Raw genomic sequence first — 17,261 nt, 5'->3', positions numbered from 1 at the left:
AATCTCCCGTCAAAGAATGAACTTGCTAAGGTCTTCGTCCTTGACGATTTCGGCGAGGCGTTTGCGGACGAAGGCGCCGTCGATGGTGACCGACTTCCCGCCCATTTCCGGCGCATCGAACGACAGGTCCTCGACGACTTTCTCCATGATTGTCTGCAACCGCCGTGCCCCGATGTTCTCGGTGCGCTGGTTCACAGTGCTGGCGACCGCGGCGATCTCCTCAACCGCGTCATCCGTGAACTTCAGCGTCAGGTTTTCGGTGCCCAACAGCGCGATTTGTTGCTTGGTGAGCGCGTTCTGCGGCTCGCGCAGAATGCGCACAAAATCCGCCTGCGTCAGCTCGTCCAGCTCGACGCGGATCGGCAGCCGGCCCTGCAATTCGGGCATCAGATCGCTGGGCTTGGCCGTGTGAAACGCGCCGGCGGCGACGAAGAGAATGTGATCGGTCTTGACCGGTCCGTGCCGCGTGTTGACCGTCGAGCCTTCGACGATCGGCAGCAGGTCGCGCTGAACGCCCTGCCGGCTGACATCGGGACCGTGGCCGTTGCGACCGCCGCACAGTTTGTCCAGCTCGTCGATGAAGACGATGCCGGAGTTCTCGGTGCGCTGCACGGCCATTTCGATGACCTTGTCCCGGTCGATGAGCTTCTCGCATTCCTGCTGAAAGAGAATCGCCCGCGCCTCGCGGATCGACACGCGGCGGTCCTTCTGTTGCGACGGCATCAGCCGTTCGAGCATGTCCTGAAACTCGGGGCCGATCTGGTCGGGCCCGAGCGTCGTGGCGAACATGCCCATGGGCGGGGTTTTCTTCTCCACGCGCAGCTCGATGGATTTCTCCTCCAGCTCGCCGTTGCGCAATTGCGCGCGGAACTTGTCACGCGTGCGCTGACGGCGTGCCTCGGCCTCCTCGTCCGTCGCGGTCGACTCGCCCGATGCGTCCGGCAGCAATTCATCCAGCAGACGCTCCTCGACCTGGGCCTGCGCCTGTTCGCGCACGACTTCCGACTGCTCCTTCTGCACCATGGCGATGGCCAGCTCGAGCAGATCGCGGATCATGCTCTCGACGTCGCGACCGACGTAGCCCACCTCGGTGAACTTGGTCGCTTCGACCTTGATGAAGGGCGCGTTGACCAGGGCCGCCATGCGCCGGGCGATCTCGGTCTTGCCGACGCCGGTCGGGCCGATCATGAGAATATTCATCGGCGCAATTTCCTGGCGCATCGCATCGGGCAACTGCAAGCGCCGCCAGCGGTTGCGCACGGCAACGGCGATGGCGCGTTTCGCGGCGGACTGGCCGATGATGAATTGATCCAGCGCGGCCACGATGGCGCGGGGGGTCAGATCGTGCATGGGTACGGTCTTCCTGATGCGGCGACGGCACAGCCGTCATGCGTGATCGAGTCGCAGCAATTCGTGGGACATTGTAGCGGAAACCGGCGCGAATCGCACCGGAAGTCACGTTGCGCCGTCGGAGCGGCATTCGGTGCGTTCGATGTCGCTGATCTTGCTGATTCGTGCTTCGTGGCGGCCGCCCTCGAACGGAGTTTTCAAATAGACCTCGACGATGCGCCGCATGAGCGCGTCGCCCACGAGATCGGCGGGCAGGCAGAGGACGTTGGCGTTGTTGTGTCGGCGGGCCATTTCGGCCGTCAGCTCGTCGTGACAGAGGGCGGCGCGGATGCCGTGAATCTTGTTGGCGGTGACGGACATGCCGATGCCGGTGCCGCAGAAGAGGATGCCGAAATCGCACTGGCCCGACTTGACCGCGCGGGCGGCGGCGGCGGCGGGGTCGGGATAGTCCATCGATTTGGTTGAATCCGTCCCGAAATCGACAACAGTATGCCCCAGCTCCTCGAGGACGGGCTTGATGTGGCTCTTGGCGGTAAAGCCGCGATGGTCGGCTCCGAGGGCGATCTTCATAGTGGTACCTCTTCCAGGCGATGGCGCAGCGCCGCCGTGATTCTATCCGCGACGCGCTCGTATTCGTCAAGTGAGCCGCCGGCCGGATCGCTGATGTCCGATTCGTCATCCAGCGGAAGCGCGCGCCCTCCATCGATCGGGCTGATCGAACGCAGCACGTCAATGTGATGGCGGCCCATCGTGAAAATGTAGTCGGCCGAGTGGATCAGTTCCGGATCGACCGTTCGCGCGGCGTGGTGCGTCAGGTCGAATCCGCGCCGCCGACCGACTTCCACGGCCTCGCGCGAAGCGCCACCGCCGCCGAAGGCCATGGTGCCGGCCGAGCGGATGTGAATTCCCCGTCGCGGCAGATCGCCGACGGCGCAGCCGAGCTTTTCGGCGATCATCTTCTTGAACAATCCCTCGGCCATGGGCGAGCGGCAGGTGTTGCCGGTGCAGACGAACAGGATGTTCACGTTCGCCAGCCGCTTGATGGATCGCTCGTCGAGGACGCCGGAGCGAATCAGCCGATAGCCGTCGCCGTTGATCGCGACAATGGAGGACGGTTTCTTGTAGCGGGTCGGTCCGGCGTCGAGAACGAGGTCGATGTTCGCGCCGGCCTGGCGATGGACGACCGCGGCATCGGTCGGTGCGGGCTGGCCCGGCGGGTTGGCGCCGGTCGCGACGATCGGCACGGATGCCGCCTCGAGCAATTCGGTGGCAATGGAATGGTCCGGGCATCGCAGACCGACGTTTCCTCCGCCGAAGATGGCGGCGCGCCCGGCCGGTCCAAGACTGGGGTATATTTTAGCCCGGGTGGGATCGGGCACTTCCACGACGAGCGTCAGCGGACCGGGCCAGGCCTTCTTCATGAACCGGCGACCCAGGGAAGCCATGCGTGGAACAAAGGCGTCACAATCCTCGCCGCGTGCCACGTGCACCGTATACGGCTGGTCCGTCGCGTCGTGCCGCGCGGCGCGCAGTCGGCGGATCGCGTCTTCGTTCGCGGCGTTGGCCGCCAGGCCGTAAACCGTCTCGGTCGGGAAGGCAACGAGCGCGCCGTCGGCCAGGGCTTTGGCGGCGCGGCGGACCGCGGCACGCGGGTCCCCCTCGGACGAAAGCGAGATCAACTCGGCGGCCATGTACGCGTGAATCTCCCGTCGGATTATGCGAACGCGCCGCGGCGCTGTCAAGAATCCGCGGCGACGCCCCCCCGCGCGGCGTCGACTATAATGCGCCACGCTCGAGAAGTTTCGCGGCACCGACATGATCTACCTGGACAACAATTCGACGACGCGTGTCGACGCGGCCGTGCAGGCGGCGATGGAGCCTTTCTGGCGCGAGCAGTACGGCAACGCCTCCAGCCTGCACACGATGGGCCAGGCGGCGCGACATGCGATCGAAACCGCGCGCGAGCACGTCGCCGCGCTGATCGGCGCGAAACCGCGCGAGATCGTCTTCACCAGCGGCGGCACCGAGGCCGACAACCTCGCCATCCTCGGTGCGCTTGGAGCGACCGCCAAGCGGCACATCGTGACCACCGCCGTGGAGCACGTCGCCGTGCACAGCCTCTGCGAGCGACTGGCGACGCAGGGCCATCGCGTGACGTTTCTGCCGGTGGATTCGTGCGGCCGACTGGACCTGGCGGCGCTGGAGGCCGCGATCGGCGACGAGACGGCCCTGGTCAGCGTGATGCACGCGAACAATGAGACGGGAGTCATTTTTCCGGTTGAGGAGGTGGCCCGGCGGTGCGCGGCGCGGGGCGTGCCGCTGCACGTCGACGCCGTGCAGACGGCCGGGAAGCTGCCGATTGACGTGTCGGCGCTGGGGGCGAACCTGTTGAGCCTGTCGGCGCACAAGTTTCACGGGCCCAAGGGCGCTGGCGCGTTGTACGTCGGTCGCGGCGTGCGACTGCGCAACTGCCAGGTCGGCGGGCACCAGGAGCGCGATCTGCGCCCGGGGACGGAGAACGTCGCCGCGATCGTCGGAATGGGCGAAGCAGCGCGGCTGGCCCGCGAGCGACTCGCCGCCGGCGCGATGCGAAGCGTGGCCGAGCTTCGCGATCGGCTGGAAGCCGGCGTCCTTGCGTCGGTGAACTTCGCACGCGTGATCGGCGATCGCGCAAACCGCACGTGCAACACGACCACGATTGGCTTTACCGCGCTGGAGGCCGAAGCCGTGCTGATTGCCTTAAGTGAGCAAGGCGTGTGTGCGTCGAGCGGCGCGGCGTGCAGCAGCGGATCGCTCGAGCCGTCGCACGTGCTCAAGGCCATGGGCATTGACGAGCGCATCGCTCACGGAGCAGTGCGGTTCAGCCTGTCGCACGAGACCACGCGCGAGGAAATCGACCGCGCGATCGAGATCGTCGCCGGCGTGACCAGGCAACTGGCGGCGCTGGGCGTTGGGTCGTAGGCGGGCCGCGTCGCGATTGCCAAGCTTCCCGCGGCGCGGATAATCCACGGCATGAGCAGCACACGCACCGCAACGCTTCGCCGCCTGATCAACACGAAGACCGTGCAAATGCCCGGCGCGTTCAACGCGCTGTGCGCCCGCGCGATCGAAAAGGCCGGCTTCGAAGCCGTGTACGTCTCCGGCGCAGGATTGTCGAACGCCGTCTATGGTCTGCCTGACGTGGGTCTCATTACGATGACCGAGGCGGTCCGCCATGCGAGGACGATCTGCGCCGCCGTGTCGCTGCCGGTCGTGGTCGATGGCGACACGGGCTTCGGTGAGGCGATGAACGCCGCGCGAACCGTGACGGAGATGGAGGCGGCAGGCGTCGCGGGGATTCATTTCGAAGATCAGGTCTTGCCCAAGAAGTGCGGCCACCTGGACGGCAAGGAATTGATCCCGGCGCCGGCGATGGCCGAGAAGCTGCGCGCGGCCTGCGCAGCGCGAAGCGAAAAGGACTTTCTCATCATCGCGCGGACCGACGCCCGCGGGGTCACCTCGTTTGAAGACGCCGTCGATCGCGCGAAGCGATACCTCGACGCCGGGGCCGATGCGATCTTCCCGGAAGCCATGACCAGTGCCGAGGAACTGGCGAAGTTCGCGGCCGCCGTGAAAGCTCCCCTGCTGGCGAACATGACCGAGTACGGCAAGACGCCGCTGCTGCCGCTGGCCGAGCTGGAACGGCTGGGCTATCGGATGGTGATCTATCCGCAAACGGCGCTGCGCGTGGCGTTCGGCGCGATCACGGCCATGCTGGGTGACCTGAAACGTGCGGGTGATCAGGCCGGCTGGCTGGATCGCATGCAAACGCGGCGGGAGCTTTACGATCTGCTTGACTACGACGGGCTGGAAGCGATTGACCGCGCGGCGACGCGCGACGCGTCCGGCTCCTGAACCGCCCGCTCGCGCCGCCCACAGCAGGATCGCGTCGCAACATGCGCAGCACCGAGGCAGGCCATGCCGGAACTCCAGCGCCAATCGCTTTCCACGCTCGACTGGACTTCGATCCTCCTCTATTTTGCGATCGTCCTCGCCATCGGCGCCTATTTTTCGCGGCGATCGCGCGATGCTGCGGGTTACTTCCTCGCCGGACGGCACGCCGGATGGATCGCCGTCGGCGGAGCCCTCTTCGCCGCCAACATCTCCTCCGAGCATTTCGTCGGCCTCGCCGGTGACGGCTACACGAGCGGTTTCGCCGTGGCGCAGTTTGAGCTGTTCGCCGCCGTCGCCTGCATGGTGCTGGGCTGGGTCTTCGTGCCGTTCTACATCCGCGCGGGCGTCTTCACCATGCCCGAATTCCTCGAACGCCGCTACAACAAGCCCTGCCGAACCTACCTCACCGTCATCAGCCTCGTCTCCTACGTCCTCACCAAGATCTCCGTCACCCTCTACGCCGGCTCCCTCTTTCTCAATATGCTGTTCGGCTGGGACCTTTACACCTCCAGCCTCGTGCTCGTGATTGTTACCGGTGTCTATACCGTCGCCGGCGGGCTTGCGGCCGTCATTTATACCGAGTTGATTCAGGCGTTTGTACTGATTGGCGGTGCGATCGTCCTCACGCTGGCCGGGCTGAACCGCGCCGGCGGCCTGTCCGAGGTCATCGCCGCCGTCCCGGCCGGGCACTGGTCCATGCTCAAGCCGCTGGGGCACGCCTACCCGTGGCCCGGCATGATCTTCGGCCTGCCGATCCTCGGCATCTGGTATTGGTGCACCGATCAATACATTGTGCAGCGGGCCTTGGGGGCCAGGGACGTGAACCACGCCCGCGGCGGCGCGCTGCTCGCCGGGTTCCTCAAAATCCTGCCGATGTTTCTGCTCGTCTTTCCCGGCATGATCGCGTTGAAGCTCTTTCCCGGCGTCGCGCCCGACAAGTCGAACCTGATCTACCCCATGCTGACCACGCTCCTGCCGGCCGGCGTCAAGGGACTGGTGATCGCCGGCCTCTTTGCCGCGATGATGTCGTCCCTCGCGGCGTGTTTCAACTCCTGCGGCACGCTCTTCACCATGGATCTGTATCACCCGCGCCGGCCCAATGCTTCGCAGCGCGAACTGGTCAACGTCGGCCGCGCCGTCACCGTCGTCATGGTCGGCATCGCCATCGCCTACGTCCCGATGATGGCACTCCTGGGCGGCAGCCAGATTTACCAGTACTTGCAGAAGATTCAGGCGTACATCAGTCCGCCGATCGCGGCCGTGTTTCTGCTGGGGCTGTTCGTCAAGCGGCTGAATGGAGCGGGCGCGCTGGCGTCGCTGTTGACGGGGTTTGTGCTCGGCTCCGCGCGGCTGGTACTCGAGCTGGGGCAGGCCGCGTGGGAATGGGACTTGGGAACGGGCATGATTCACCGGCTCGTGGCGATGAACTTCCTGCATTTTGCGATTCTGATGTTTGTCGTGTGCGCAGCCGTGCTGGTACTGGTCAGTCTCGCCGCCGCGCCGATGAGCAACGAGCGCCTGCGCGGGTTGACGTTCGCGACGACCCCGCGCGACGCCCACGCGGTCGCCATCGCCGAAGGCACGCACCGAGGCCGCCGCCTGACCATCGCCGCGACGGTGGCGCTGTGCGCGATCTTAGTCGCGCTGTGGGCGACGTTTTACGTGGTCGTTCCGATTCGCGCCGGGAGATGACGACGCGCGACGCCGCAACCGTTTAAGGCCCGATTCGCTCCATGCCACCCATGTACGGCCGAAGGACTTTCGGCACGGTCACGCTGCCGTCGGCGTTCTGGTACTGCTCAAGGATGGGAATGAGAATTCGCGGGCTGGCGATGACCGTGTTGTTCAGCGTGTGGCAGAAATAGGTCTTTTTGTCTCCTCCGCGATAGCGAAGATTCAGCCGCCGGGCCTGGAACTCGCCGAAGCGGCTGGCCGAGTGCGTCTCGCCGTAGCCGTTGCGCGAGGGCATCCACGTCTCGATATCGTACATCTCCACCTTGCCCTGGCCCATGTCACCGGTGCAGACCATCATCACGCGATACGGCAGCTCCAGCGCGGTCAACACGGCCTCGGCGTTGGCGATGATCTCGTGATGATGTTTCTCACTCTCGGCGTCATCGGCGCGGCACAAGACCACCTGCTCCACCTTGTCGAAAAAGTGAATGCGATAGATGCCGTAGGTGTCTTTGCCGGCCGCACCGGCCTCGCGCCGAAAGCACGTGCTGACCGCCGCCAGCTTCACCGGCAGCATCGCCTCGTCGAGAATTTCATCGCCGTACATCGCCGTCAACGAGACCTCGGCCGTGCCAACGAGCGATTTGCCGTCGCGCTCGCAGCGATAGGCCTGCTCCTCCCCGCCGGGGTAGTAGCCGGTGCCGTACATCTGGGCGTCGTTGACGAGAATGGGCACGGTCAGTGGCTCGAAGCCGCGCGAGACAATTGTATCCATCGCCAGCCGCAGGACGGCATGGTGCAACAGGCAGCCCGCGCCGCGCAGCAGGTAATTCCGCGTGCCGGCCAGCTTCACGCCGCGCTCGATGTCGAGGATGCCCAGCGCCTCGCCAAGTTTCACATGATCCTTCGGCTCGAACTCAAACGTTCGCGGCGTGCCGACACGCCGCACCTCCACGTTCTCCTCCGCGTCCCGGCCGATCGGCGTCCTGGCTGACGGCACCTGCGGCACGGTCAGCATCAATGCGCGGAACTCCTCTCCGACCGTTCGCGCCTCCTCCTCCAGCTCCTTGATACGCTGCTTGATCACGGCCGACTGCGCCTGAATCTTCTCCCCCTCTGCCTGCAACTGCTCGGCCGTCGCGCCCTTCGCCAGCGCCTCCTGGAACCACTTGCTCTTGGGGTTTTTGTACAGCCCGACCTGGCTGGACAGCTCGTTGCTCTGGTTTCGCAGGTTGTCCGCCTCGGTCTGGAGCGCTCGGCGGCGGTCATCGACGGCGATGAGCCGGTCCAGATCGCACTGGATGTTCTTGTTCCGGGCGGCCTGGCGGACCGCGTCGAGGTTATCACGAATGAACTTGATATCGAGCATGAAGGAGGCGCTCCGATTCACTGGGTGCCGGAAAAAAACGTCGTCACCATGATACGCAAAAAGGGAGCGGAGCAAAGCAGCCGACGTCGGCAAAGCGGGTATACTGCTGCAACGGCGCGGCCGGCGGCAGAGCCTTCGCGCCAAGGACAATCACAAGGCGGTATCCATGCGGCGCATCAATCAGGCGGTGGGAGCAAGCAATCAAAGGCAGCGATCGTTTATCGGATACGTGATTCTCGCGCTGACCGGCACGGCGTCGTGCCTGGGCACGTCCTGTTTCAGCCTGCCGGGCGGCGGCTCGGGGTTTCCAAAGACGACGGCCTGGACGCCGCGAACCGTGAACACCGGCGCCGCGACGCGGCCCAGCGCCATCGGCGTGTTCGACTTTGATAACGACAGTCGCCTTGATGTTGCCGTCGGCTATCAAGGAACGGCTGCGGCCGAAGCGGCTGTGTTCATCTTCTTTCAGGACGACGTGGAGAGTTTCACCGCGGTGCGCATTGGCAATGGTGCCGATCTCGCCGTGATCCGCGCGCTGGCCATCGCCGATCTCGACGGCGACGGGCGGCGTGATGTGGTGGCGGCCTGCAACGGGCGGCTCGTCTACCTCCATAGCGGGGCCGACGCGCGGAGCGAAGCCGGCTGGTCGCAAAGCGTCATCGCGCAATCCGACGACGCCGCGTTCGGACAGTGGAACGACGTCGCCATCGGCGAGATCGACGACGCCGCCGGTCCGGACATCGTCGCCTGCAACGAAACACCCGGCCGCGTGAGCTGGTTCCGCAGCCCGGCCGCCAACATCGCCGACGGCACAGGCTGGACACGTGTCGATATCGCCGCGACCGGCCGCACCACCGCGACGGGTATCGCGCTGGATAACTTCAACAACGACAGCCGCCTCGATGTCATTTCCACCGCACCGGGCGAATCGGCAGCGCGCATCGCCTGGTTTGCCAATCCCACCGACCCCGTCGCCGGAACCTGGACCAAGCACACCGTCGGCAATCTCCCCGCCAGCACGCGGGTTATCACGGCCGATCTGAACGTCGACGGCCGAAGCGACGTCGTCGTCATCAATCCGACCGGCCGGATCGTCGGCTGGTATCAGCGACCCACGGACGCAACCACCAACTGGAGCGGCTTTCAGGTAACGATGTACACATCCAACACGCCGACGGACCTGCAGACGGCGAACGTCGACAACAACGCGCAGCCGGACATCCTCGTCAGCACGCAGATCGCCGGCACGCTGCGATGGTTCGTGCCGACGCCGGGCCAGGCGCAATCGGTCGGCTGGGTGGAGAACAATCTGCGCGACCTGACGGTCAACGCGATTCGCATCGCAGTCGGGGATTTCGATGGCGACGGCCGGCCCGATGTCGTCGCGGCGCTTCAGGGTGCGACGCCTGCTGCGGACGCGGTTATCTGGTACGAGAATCCGGAACCGTAACGTCGGGTGTCCGATCACATCCCGCCTGTAACATCCATGTATCGCCCGGCAGGAATCAGCCGAGGCGATTCCATCCATAAGTACAGTGCATGGCGAAGCCTCCGCGCCGATCGCGCACCGGCGACAAAACCGTCATCTCGTCGTGCCAACCATTTAGTTTGAACACAGACCATCCGGTCGAGCGTTAAAGGAATCTGATGAACACGGCGCCGGGTTCGGTGTGTTGCCGGACCAGATCGGCACCGTAGCTGGTTTCAAGGAGAATGTCTATGACTCGTAGCACGAACATTCGGGCAGCCACGACAATCGTCGGTGTGTTGTTCTCATCGGCGGTGCTGGTAGCCGGGGAGACCGAACCGCAGAAGGTCGGCAAAGCGCTGGAAAGCCACAAGCTGACATTGGCCAACGCCATTCAGACGGCTCAAGCCGCGTCGAAGGGCAAAGCCGTCGAAGCCCGTGCCTGGCTGAAGGGCAACGAGTTGATGGTGACGGTACGGTGCAGCGCCAATGAAAAGTGCATGGAGGTTCCGATCGACGTGAAGACCGGCAAGGCCGGCAAGGCGGTCGCCGCGGTGGATGCCAAGGCGCACGGCGCGACCCACGAACTGGTCAAGCTGATGGACACCAATAAGATCGAATTGGTCAAGGCAATTGAAACCGCACAGGCCAGCACCAAAGGCATTGCGGTGATGGCTCGAACTCGAGCCGAAAAGCAAGGCGCATTGGCATTCGATGTGCAATGCGTTGCGGCGGACAAGGCCTATGACGTGATCGTGGACGGCAAGACCGGCAAAGTGACCAAAACGCGCGAGCTGGTCGGCAACGCAGGAGAACACCATGCCGCGCCCACTCATCACGACGGCACGAAAAAAGATGCCCCCAAGAAGCCCTAACGGGGAATTCAAGCCTTCGCACGGTTGGATCGGCCGGAACCGATTTCAAAACTCCTCTTCCCCTTGGGGGAGAGGTCGGGTGAGGGGGAAATGTGGTTCAGACGAAATTGATTCACCCTCACCCCAATCCTCTCCCTGGAAGGGAGAGGGGGTTTTGAAACAGCTTGTAGAGCCGATCCTTGGTTGCCCCGGTGTGTTGCCGCCGCCGGGGCGTTTTCGTTTTCAGCGCCCCTCAACGTGCGCAAGAGTGGACTTGTTGAGACTCGCGCTGATCACCTTCGCCGCGATTTCGTGGCCGATCGGCGACCAGTGCTGATCGTAGGTGTAATAGCACGGTCGCCCCCCCATGCACGCCTCGCGAAGCGCCGAAGTGAGTGAGACGAATGGAATCGACTCCTGTCGGCACCATTGCGAGATGACGGACTCACGCCGGCCTAACCCGGCGGCGATCGCGCGACAAATCTGATCCGCCGGCGGCAGCGCCTTGTTGTACCGCAAACGACAAAATGCGAGGACGTCGTTTCCCGGCAGACGATCGGCGGCAGGCGGAAACACTACATGTGCCTTGGACGGAGCGTATGCCACCACCAGCGTCGCGCCGGCTTCTCGGCACGCGCGATCCAGTTCCTTCAGCAGTCCCTTGGATGCGAACCACGCGCCGCTGCCCCGGAACTCCTCTCCTTCCGCGTACAGCTCGAGCAACTGCTTTGGCGCAAAGGCGTAATAGCGCGCCGCCGGCCCCTCCGGCAGCGCCATCGGCTGCCAGGCAAGCATCGGCAGTCGCTGCGCGGCCGATTGCGAGCCGATCGGACCCAGCCCGCGAAGGAGGGCGTCATTCAGCCGCATCAGCAGGGGGGACGCCTTCAGAACCTGCAACCAGGTCACGCCCCGCTGGGCCTGCGTCGTCGTCGAACGAAAGTCGTTCCCCTCGTACAACATGCACACGACGATGCGTGGCTTGAGCGTCAACCCATAAGCCTTCACCGCAGCGACGTACTCCGGCAGCCCGTAACCGGACAACCCCAGGTTATAGACGCTCTGATTCGTCAAGACAGCCAAGCGCGCCGGCCACTCGTCGCCATCGGTGACGCGGCTGCCCTCGGTAAAGGAATCGCCGACCGTCACGATGTCGCATTGATCCGGAACGGCGCGATTGCGGTAACCGTTGGCGTCGAACGTGAGCGTGCATTCGACGCGCCCGAAGCCCGGCCGAATAACCGGATAGGCCTGTCCCGGTTCGGGCCGGTCTTCGTAGACAGAGTGATAGCGCGCGTTCGGCGGACGGTGATAGACGTGATCCCCCGCGACGTAAGGGTAATCGGTGACGAAATACAGGCCGACGTTGATCGCCAGCAGGGCCAGCGTGGCGGCGATGGCCGCGCTGAAAACGGCGAAGACGCGGCGCCGGAGCATCGCGGGCGACGTGGCGAACGCCGGAAACAGGATCATCGGTGTGAGGATCGCCATGCCGATCAACCAGGCGACATGCGTGCGCGAGTAGCGGCCCAGCAACACCGGCTGCTCGCGCGCGAATTGCTCGGCCACGTTGCTGGGGAGAACCCACACCATCGCATTCACAATCAGCAGCAGTGCGAAGACGGCTTGGCGATAGCGCCGCGTGAAGACGATGCTGTCGGGAGAGAACGAAATCATGCCGCCAAGCATCGTACGGCGAGGCGGTGGTTCATCAAGACCCCGATGAGCCAGCGACTCGAGCCGTCGACCCGAGCCGCCGGTGCGATGCTGCGTGACACATCGGATCCTCCCGCGCCATCGTGTCCGATCGCTTGCGCAGTCGACTCGTTGGCCACATCAGCCGGCCGGTCGGACGAAGTCCCGCACGACGCCGCCGAGTTCGAACCCCCATCCGCGCAGGAATCCAATTCGCTCGGGACAGTCGGCGGGCGCCGTCGCGACAAGGATCTTGGGAAGCAGGCGTTTGGCGAGGTGCAGGACATGCGACACCAGCGCGCCGCCGACGCCGCGCCCGCGAAACGCGCGCAGCACGGTGAGGTCGTCCAGCCGCGCGATATCGCCTGCCTGCAAGTAACTGATCCGCCCGGCGGCAACTCCATCGAGCATCGCAACGAATGCGTCGTGATTGGAATCATTCAGCCGGTCGATGGCCGCTTCGGCCTGGGCGTCGGCCGCCGCGCCGGCAAAGGCCGGATCCGCGTTGGCCGCGGCGCCTTCCGCCGCGAACGTCTGCCGAAACGCCTTCGGCATGGCCCGCGCCGGCAATACGCGAATCGCAGGAGGCATCGCATCGGTCAGCGCGTCCATCGTTGTCAGATACATGGCAGCCCGGTCCATGCAGCGCCAACCGTGCGAAAGCAGCAGCCGCTCCACCGGCTCCGGCGCCTGGCCCGATGCCGGCGTCCACAAGCGGCACGTCAGCGCGCGCTCGGCGTAATACGCCTCGGCGCGTTCGTATGCCGACTCGGCCGTAACCTCCGCCAGCCACACCTCGCGCAACTGGTTCGCGCTCGCCAGCGCCGGATGCCGGCTCGACGTGTGCGCCACGCCGAACTCCAGCGACTCCCAATCGCTCAATTGCTCCACCAGCGCCCGATCGGAGCGCCGCACGGCAGAAATAACTTCGCCTGATTCGTTCATCGCGCGTCACATTTCAGATTCCACCGCCATCGCTTCACGCCCGGCGCGCTTGCGATCAGTCGGGTCGAGCAGCTTCTTCCGCATCCGGCAGGCGCCGGGCGTCACCTCCACCCATTCATCCTCTTCGATGTACTCCAGCATCGCCTCCAGCGCCATCTGTCGCGGCGGTTTCAGCACGACCGTCTTGTCAGCCCCCGCGGCGCGCATGTTGGTCAGCTTCTTCAGCCGGGCCACGTTGACCTCGATGTCCTCGTCTTTGCAGTGCTCGCCGACCACCTGCCCCTTGTACACCTCGTCGCCGGGCGATACGAACATCGTCCCGCGGTCGGCCAGCGCCTCCAGCGCGTAGGCCGTCACGCGGCCGGTCTCCGTCGCCACCATCACGCCGACGTGCCGCACAGGAATCGCCCCGCGCAAGTGCTCGTACTCGTAGAACGAATGATGCATGATCGCTTCGCCGCGCGTCGCGTTCAGCATGCGCGTGCGCAGGCCGATCAGCCCGCGCGCGGGGATCGTGAACTCCAGGTGCGCCTGGGCATCCTTTGTCTCCATTTTCATCATCTCACCGCGGCGGCCGCCGACCAGCTCGATCACCGCGCCGGCTGCATTGGCGGGAACATCGACCACGAGGTACTCGATCGGCTCGCATTTCTTCCCGGCGATTTCTCGGTAGATCACCTTCGGTTTGCCCACCATCAACTCAAATCCCTCGCGCCGCATCGATTCGATCAACACGCCCAGGTGCAGCAAGCCGCGCCCGGAGACGCGGAAACTGTCCTTCTGCGGCATGTCTTCCACGCGAAGCGCGACGTTGTGCTGCAATTCCTTCATCAGCCGATCGCGGATGTGCCGCGTCGTGAGGAACTTCCCCTCGCGCCCGGCGAACGGCGACGTGTTGATCGAGAACACCATGGTCAGCGTCGGTTCGTCGACCGGAATCGTCGGCAGCGGCTGCGGATTGTCCGGATCGGCCACCGTGTCGCCGATTCCGATTTCGGCCAGACCCGTCAGCGCGACGATCTCGCCGGCCGCCGCGCAATCGACTTTCTTTCGACCCAGGCCGTCGAAGATGAACACCGTGTCCACCGTCTCGCCGCAATGGTGGCCGTCGCGGCTGATCCGCACGATGCGCTGACCGGTTTTGATCGAACCACTGAAGATGCGGCCGATGGCGATGCGCCCGACGTAGTCGCTGTAGTCCAGCGAGGCGACGAGCATCTGCAACGGCTCTTCTACCGAGACCTGCGGCGCGGGCACGGATTTGACCATCTCATCCAACAAGGGTCGGATGTCGGTGTTGGTATCGGTCGGCGATGTCCGCGCAAAGCCGAGCTTGGCGCTGGTATAAAGAATCGGCCATTCGAGGCACTCCTCGTTCGCGCCCAGCTCAATGAACAGGTCATGCACTTCGTCAACAACCTCTTTGATGCGCGCATCGGGCCGGTCGATTTTGTTAATCACCACGATCGGCTTGAGGTGGTACTCAAACGCCTTCTTCAGCACGAAGCGCGTCTGCGGCATCGGGCCTTCGAACGCATCGACGAGCAGCAGCACGCCGTCGGCCATCTTCAACACGCGCTCGACTTCACCGCCAAAATCGGCGTGGCCCGGCGTGTCGATCAGGTTGATCTTGAAATCCTTGTAGCGGATCGCACAGTTCTTTGCGAAAATGGTGATGCCGCGCTCGCGTTCCTGCGGGTTGGAGTCCAGGATGAGGTCCTGCGTGGCCGTGCCCTCGCGAAAGATGCCGGTCTGCCGCAGGAGGCAGTCCACCAGGGACGTTTTGCCGTGGTCGACGTGAGCAATGATGGCGACGTTTCGTAGCAGCATGGCGGGGTGTCGTTTCCGGGTGTGGTATCGTGTTGTGGTTTCGGGTCTACCGACGATCGGCGTCGTTGTTTCGTGAGTATTGTAGGGGCCGGCGATGATTCATGCGAATCAGCGGCGTACGAACGCAATCGAGCGAGAAACGAGTAAGGAGGAACGTCAGATGGCAACCAACCGAAGCACACGTCGCCGATTCTTGAGCAACACCGGCAAGCTGGCGATCGTGACCGGCGCCGCGGCGGCCGGCGCATCGGGCATCGTCACACAAACGGCACTCGCCGATGACCCGCAAACCAAGGATGGGAAAGTGAATCGCCCCGACCGCCGCGCCGTGCCCGGCAGCCCGAGCAAGGCCTATTCGCGCGCGATGCAGTCGGGTCGATTCGTGTTCGTGGCCGGCTGCGTCGGGACGTATCAGAAAGACGGCAAGTCGGCGTTGGATGCGGACTTCGAATCGCAGGCGCGGCGAACCCTGGAGAATCTGAAGGCGTCGGTCGAAGCAGCCGGTTCGAGCCTGGACAAAGTCCTCAAGTGCACCTGCTTCCTGAAGAAGTATGAAGACTTCGCGAAGTTCAACGAAGTGTATATGACGATCTTCCCCGAACCGCGCCCGGCGCGAAGCACCGTGGTTGTGCTGGATTTCGTCGTCCCCGGCGCGCTGCTGGAAGTCGATTGCGTCTGCGTGGTTTGACGGCGCGATATAAAGAGCCGATTGCGCAAGCAATCGACGAACGCGCGCAGGGCTTCGATTGCCGGCGCAATCGGACCTTTGATGTTTGCCTATTTGAAGGACTCACGCAGTTTTCGTATCGCCCCGCCAATCGCCTTCTGCGCCGTGTCATCGGCAGCATTGGTCGCCGCGAGAATGGCGAGATCACGCTGCGGGGCGATCAGGACGACCGCGTACCAGCGGCCGTTCGATCCGTCGTGCGCCAGCATCTTCCCGCCGGCCCACTCCTCATCGCGAATCACCCAGCCAAACGCATAGCCCTGTTCATAGGGATCGGTGTGCAGGATCTCAACCGTCGCCGGCTTGAGCAGCGGAACAGCCTCGGGTTTCCGCGCGCCGAGCAGATGCATCCGCGCATACTTCGCCCAGTCGCCGACCGAGCAATGCACCGTGCCGGCCGGGCCGATCACCGCCGGATTATCGCTCCCCGGCCCCGGCGGCACGGCGCTGTACATCCCGAACAGCGTGTCGTGCCCACGCGGCTGATCGATCTTCTCTGGCGAACCCGGCGCGCCGAAACCAGCCGTCGTCATCCCCAGCGGCTCGAACATCATTCGCTTCATCAGTGCTTCGTAGGCTTCGCCGGTCACGGCCTCGCACATCGCCCCCGCAATCGCGAAGCCGTAATTCGAGTACGCAAATTTTGAATCCGCTTCGTGCGCCGGCTCGCGCGACAGCACGATCTCAACAAGCGAACGCCGCTGCTTGAGCATATCCCCAGAAAGCAGCAACACCTTCGGCCACGTCGCCAAATCCGGCCGCCGATCCTCCGCCAGCCCCGCGCGATGACACAACAATTGCTTCAACGTGACGGTGCGATACGCCGGGTTCAACTTCTCCGCCTGCTCGCCAAAAGCCTCGGCGACCGTCGTCTCCCATTTCAACTTACCTTGCTCCACGAGCATTGCGCAAAGCGTCGCCGTCATCGACTTCGTGCATGAGCCGAGATGAAACCGATCCTCCGCAGCGATCTTCTGTTTGCCTCGCGCCGCGCGCCTGCCTGCAACGCCGACCACGATCGGCCCCTCGCAGCGAACCACCGCCGCCGCCATCCCCGGCACGCGGTCTTTTTTTAGGACATCCTTCAGAATGGCGGTCACGTCGTCGGCCGCCGGCTGCGTTGTCAGCGGATCAGCAGCAACGCTTGGCACAAAGCTCAAAGCGGCCATGGTCGCAACCAATGGCGAAATTGAAATGAGACGCATATCGGTACCCCGTCTGGATGGGACCGTTCTTAACGATGATACTCAAAACGGAGGGCGGGTCCGTCATTCACGGCCATTTCGCGCCGGACAAAAAGCCGATTGCGCAAGCAAGCGACGAACGCGCGCAGTGCTCCGATTGCTCGCGCATTCGACTCATTGAGTACGATCGCTGGCGCAGACGGCCAATTCTTGATATAATGCACCTTCGCGCCTG

General features: G+C 64.2%; 14 protein-coding genes. 6 read left to right on the top strand and 8 right to left on the bottom strand.

Annotated elements, in window-relative coordinates; all coding sequences use genetic code 11:
- Positions 1–9: 9 nt before the first annotated feature.
- The 3 genes from hslU to HRU71_12255 all read right to left on the bottom strand — a co-directional run bounded on the left by hslU (position 10) and on the right by HRU71_12255 (position 3,041).
- On the bottom strand, positions 10–1,350 hold the full coding sequence (hslU, locus tag HRU71_12265; protein ID QOJ04211.1) for an ATP-dependent protease ATPase subunit HslU: 1,341 nt from the start codon (positions 1,348–1,350) through the stop codon (positions 10–12).
- A gap of 105 nt (positions 1,351–1,455) precedes the next feature.
- Positions 1,456–1,920, bottom strand: coding sequence for a ribose 5-phosphate isomerase B (rpiB, locus tag HRU71_12260; GenBank protein ID QOJ04210.1), 465 nt, complete (start codon positions 1,918–1,920; stop codon positions 1,456–1,458).
- Positions 1,917–3,041: a threonylcarbamoyl-AMP synthase gene (locus tag HRU71_12255; GenBank protein ID QOJ04209.1), complete on the bottom strand. Its 1,125-nt coding sequence runs from the start codon at positions 3,039–3,041 to the stop codon at positions 1,917–1,919. The genes rpiB and HRU71_12255 overlap by 4 nt, the downstream gene beginning before the upstream one ends.
- A 124-nt stretch (positions 3,042–3,165) precedes the next feature.
- Here HRU71_12255 and HRU71_12250 point away from each other — a divergent pair, with 124 nt between their 5' ends.
- From HRU71_12250 to HRU71_12240, 3 genes are all read left to right on the top strand, one after another.
- Positions 3,166–4,311, top strand: coding sequence for an aminotransferase class V-fold PLP-dependent enzyme (locus HRU71_12250; protein QOJ04208.1), 1,146 nt, complete (start codon positions 3,166–3,168; stop codon positions 4,309–4,311).
- Positions 4,312–4,362: 51 nt separating this feature from the next.
- Positions 4,363–5,244: a methylisocitrate lyase gene (prpB, locus tag HRU71_12245; protein QOJ04207.1), complete on the top strand. Its 882-nt coding sequence runs from the start codon at positions 4,363–4,365 to the stop codon at positions 5,242–5,244.
- Between the two features lie 63 nt (positions 5,245–5,307).
- Positions 5,308–6,975, top strand: a complete 1,668-nt coding sequence (locus HRU71_12240) for a sodium/solute symporter (protein QOJ04206.1) — start codon at positions 5,308–5,310, stop codon at positions 6,973–6,975.
- A 22-nt stretch (positions 6,976–6,997) separates the two neighbouring features.
- Here the strand turns inward: HRU71_12240 and serS are convergent, their stop codons facing one another.
- Positions 6,998–8,326 (bottom strand): serine--tRNA ligase, encoded by a 1,329-nt coding sequence (gene serS / locus HRU71_12235; protein ID QOJ04205.1) that lies wholly within the window; start codon positions 8,324–8,326, stop codon positions 6,998–7,000.
- A 166-nt stretch (positions 8,327–8,492) separates the two neighbouring features.
- On the opposite strand from serS, the gene HRU71_12230 reads away from it, so the two are divergent.
- Together HRU71_12230 and HRU71_12225 are read left to right on the top strand one after the other, a co-directional pair.
- Positions 8,493–9,776: a VCBS repeat-containing protein gene (locus HRU71_12230; protein ID QOJ04204.1), complete on the top strand. Its 1,284-nt coding sequence runs from the start codon at positions 8,493–8,495 to the stop codon at positions 9,774–9,776.
- Between the two features lie 269 nt (positions 9,777–10,045).
- Positions 10,046–10,669 (top strand): hypothetical protein, encoded by a 624-nt coding sequence (locus HRU71_12225; protein QOJ04203.1) that lies wholly within the window; start codon positions 10,046–10,048, stop codon positions 10,667–10,669.
- A 222-nt stretch (positions 10,670–10,891) separates the two neighbouring features.
- Here the strand turns inward: HRU71_12225 and HRU71_12220 are convergent, their stop codons facing one another.
- From HRU71_12220 to typA, 3 genes are all read right to left on the bottom strand, one after another.
- Positions 10,892–12,322: an SGNH/GDSL hydrolase family protein gene (locus HRU71_12220; GenBank protein ID QOJ04202.1), complete on the bottom strand. Its 1,431-nt coding sequence runs from the start codon at positions 12,320–12,322 to the stop codon at positions 10,892–10,894.
- A gap of 159 nt (positions 12,323–12,481) precedes the next feature.
- Positions 12,482–13,285, bottom strand: coding sequence for a GNAT family N-acetyltransferase (locus tag HRU71_12215; GenBank protein QOJ04201.1), 804 nt, complete (start codon positions 13,283–13,285; stop codon positions 12,482–12,484).
- A gap of 6 nt (positions 13,286–13,291) precedes the next feature.
- Complete coding sequence (typA, locus tag HRU71_12210; protein ID QOJ04200.1) at positions 13,292–15,115, bottom strand: translational GTPase TypA; 1,824 nt, start codon at positions 15,113–15,115, stop codon at positions 13,292–13,294.
- Positions 15,116–15,275: 160 nt separating this feature from the next.
- Between typA and HRU71_12205 the strand changes: the two genes are divergently transcribed.
- The gene (locus HRU71_12205; protein ID QOJ04199.1) at positions 15,276–15,803 is read left to right on the top strand and encodes a RidA family protein; all 528 of its coding nucleotides are present in this window, start codon (positions 15,276–15,278) and stop codon (positions 15,801–15,803) included.
- A gap of 89 nt (positions 15,804–15,892) precedes the next feature.
- Here HRU71_12205 and HRU71_12200 read toward each other — a convergent pair whose 3' ends face one another.
- Positions 15,893–17,011: a beta-lactamase family protein gene (locus tag HRU71_12200; protein ID QOJ04198.1), complete on the bottom strand. Its 1,119-nt coding sequence runs from the start codon at positions 17,009–17,011 to the stop codon at positions 15,893–15,895.
- Between the last annotated feature and the right edge of the window lie 250 nt (positions 17,012–17,261).

This window comes from Planctomycetia bacterium (assembly GCA_015200345.1).
GTDB lineage: Bacteria > Planctomycetota > Phycisphaerae > UBA1845 > UTPLA1 > PLA3.
Note: the sequence above shows the minus strand (reverse complement) of the source record. Positions and strands in the feature narration are given on the sequence as shown.

What these genes read in the sequence shown, in the direction of transcription:
- HRU71_12230 (QOJ04204.1), top strand. Translation starts at nt 8,493, where the DNA reads ATGCGGCGCATCAATCAGGCGGTGGGAGCAAGCAATCAAAGGCAGCGA.
- HRU71_12215 (QOJ04201.1), bottom strand. Translation starts at nt 13,285, where the DNA reads ATGAACGAATCAGGCGAAGTTATTTCTGCCGTGCGGCGCTCCGATCGG.
- typA (QOJ04200.1), bottom strand. Translation starts at nt 15,115, where the DNA reads ATGCTGCTACGAAACGTCGCCATCATTGCTCACGTCGACCACGGCAAA.
- HRU71_12250 (QOJ04208.1), top strand. Translation starts at nt 3,166, where the DNA reads ATGATCTACCTGGACAACAATTCGACGACGCGTGTCGACGCGGCCGTG.
- HRU71_12225 (QOJ04203.1), top strand. Translation starts at nt 10,046, where the DNA reads ATGACTCGTAGCACGAACATTCGGGCAGCCACGACAATCGTCGGTGTG.
- HRU71_12200 (QOJ04198.1), bottom strand. Translation starts at nt 17,011, where the DNA reads ATGGCCGCTTTGAGCTTTGTGCCAAGCGTTGCTGCTGATCCGCTGACA.
- prpB (QOJ04207.1), top strand. Translation starts at nt 4,363, where the DNA reads ATGAGCAGCACACGCACCGCAACGCTTCGCCGCCTGATCAACACGAAG.
- hslU (QOJ04211.1), bottom strand. Translation starts at nt 1,350, where the DNA reads ATGCACGATCTGACCCCCCGCGCCATCGTGGCCGCGCTGGATCAATTC.
- HRU71_12205 (QOJ04199.1), top strand. Translation starts at nt 15,276, where the DNA reads ATGGCAACCAACCGAAGCACACGTCGCCGATTCTTGAGCAACACCGGC.
- HRU71_12240 (QOJ04206.1), top strand. Translation starts at nt 5,308, where the DNA reads ATGCCGGAACTCCAGCGCCAATCGCTTTCCACGCTCGACTGGACTTCG.
- HRU71_12255 (QOJ04209.1), bottom strand. Translation starts at nt 3,041, where the DNA reads ATGGCCGCCGAGTTGATCTCGCTTTCGTCCGAGGGGGACCCGCGTGCC.
- serS (QOJ04205.1), bottom strand. Translation starts at nt 8,326, where the DNA reads ATGCTCGATATCAAGTTCATTCGTGATAACCTCGACGCGGTCCGCCAG.
- rpiB (QOJ04210.1), bottom strand. Translation starts at nt 1,920, where the DNA reads ATGAAGATCGCCCTCGGAGCCGACCATCGCGGCTTTACCGCCAAGAGC.
- HRU71_12220 (QOJ04202.1), bottom strand. Translation starts at nt 12,322, where the DNA reads ATGATTTCGTTCTCTCCCGACAGCATCGTCTTCACGCGGCGCTATCGC.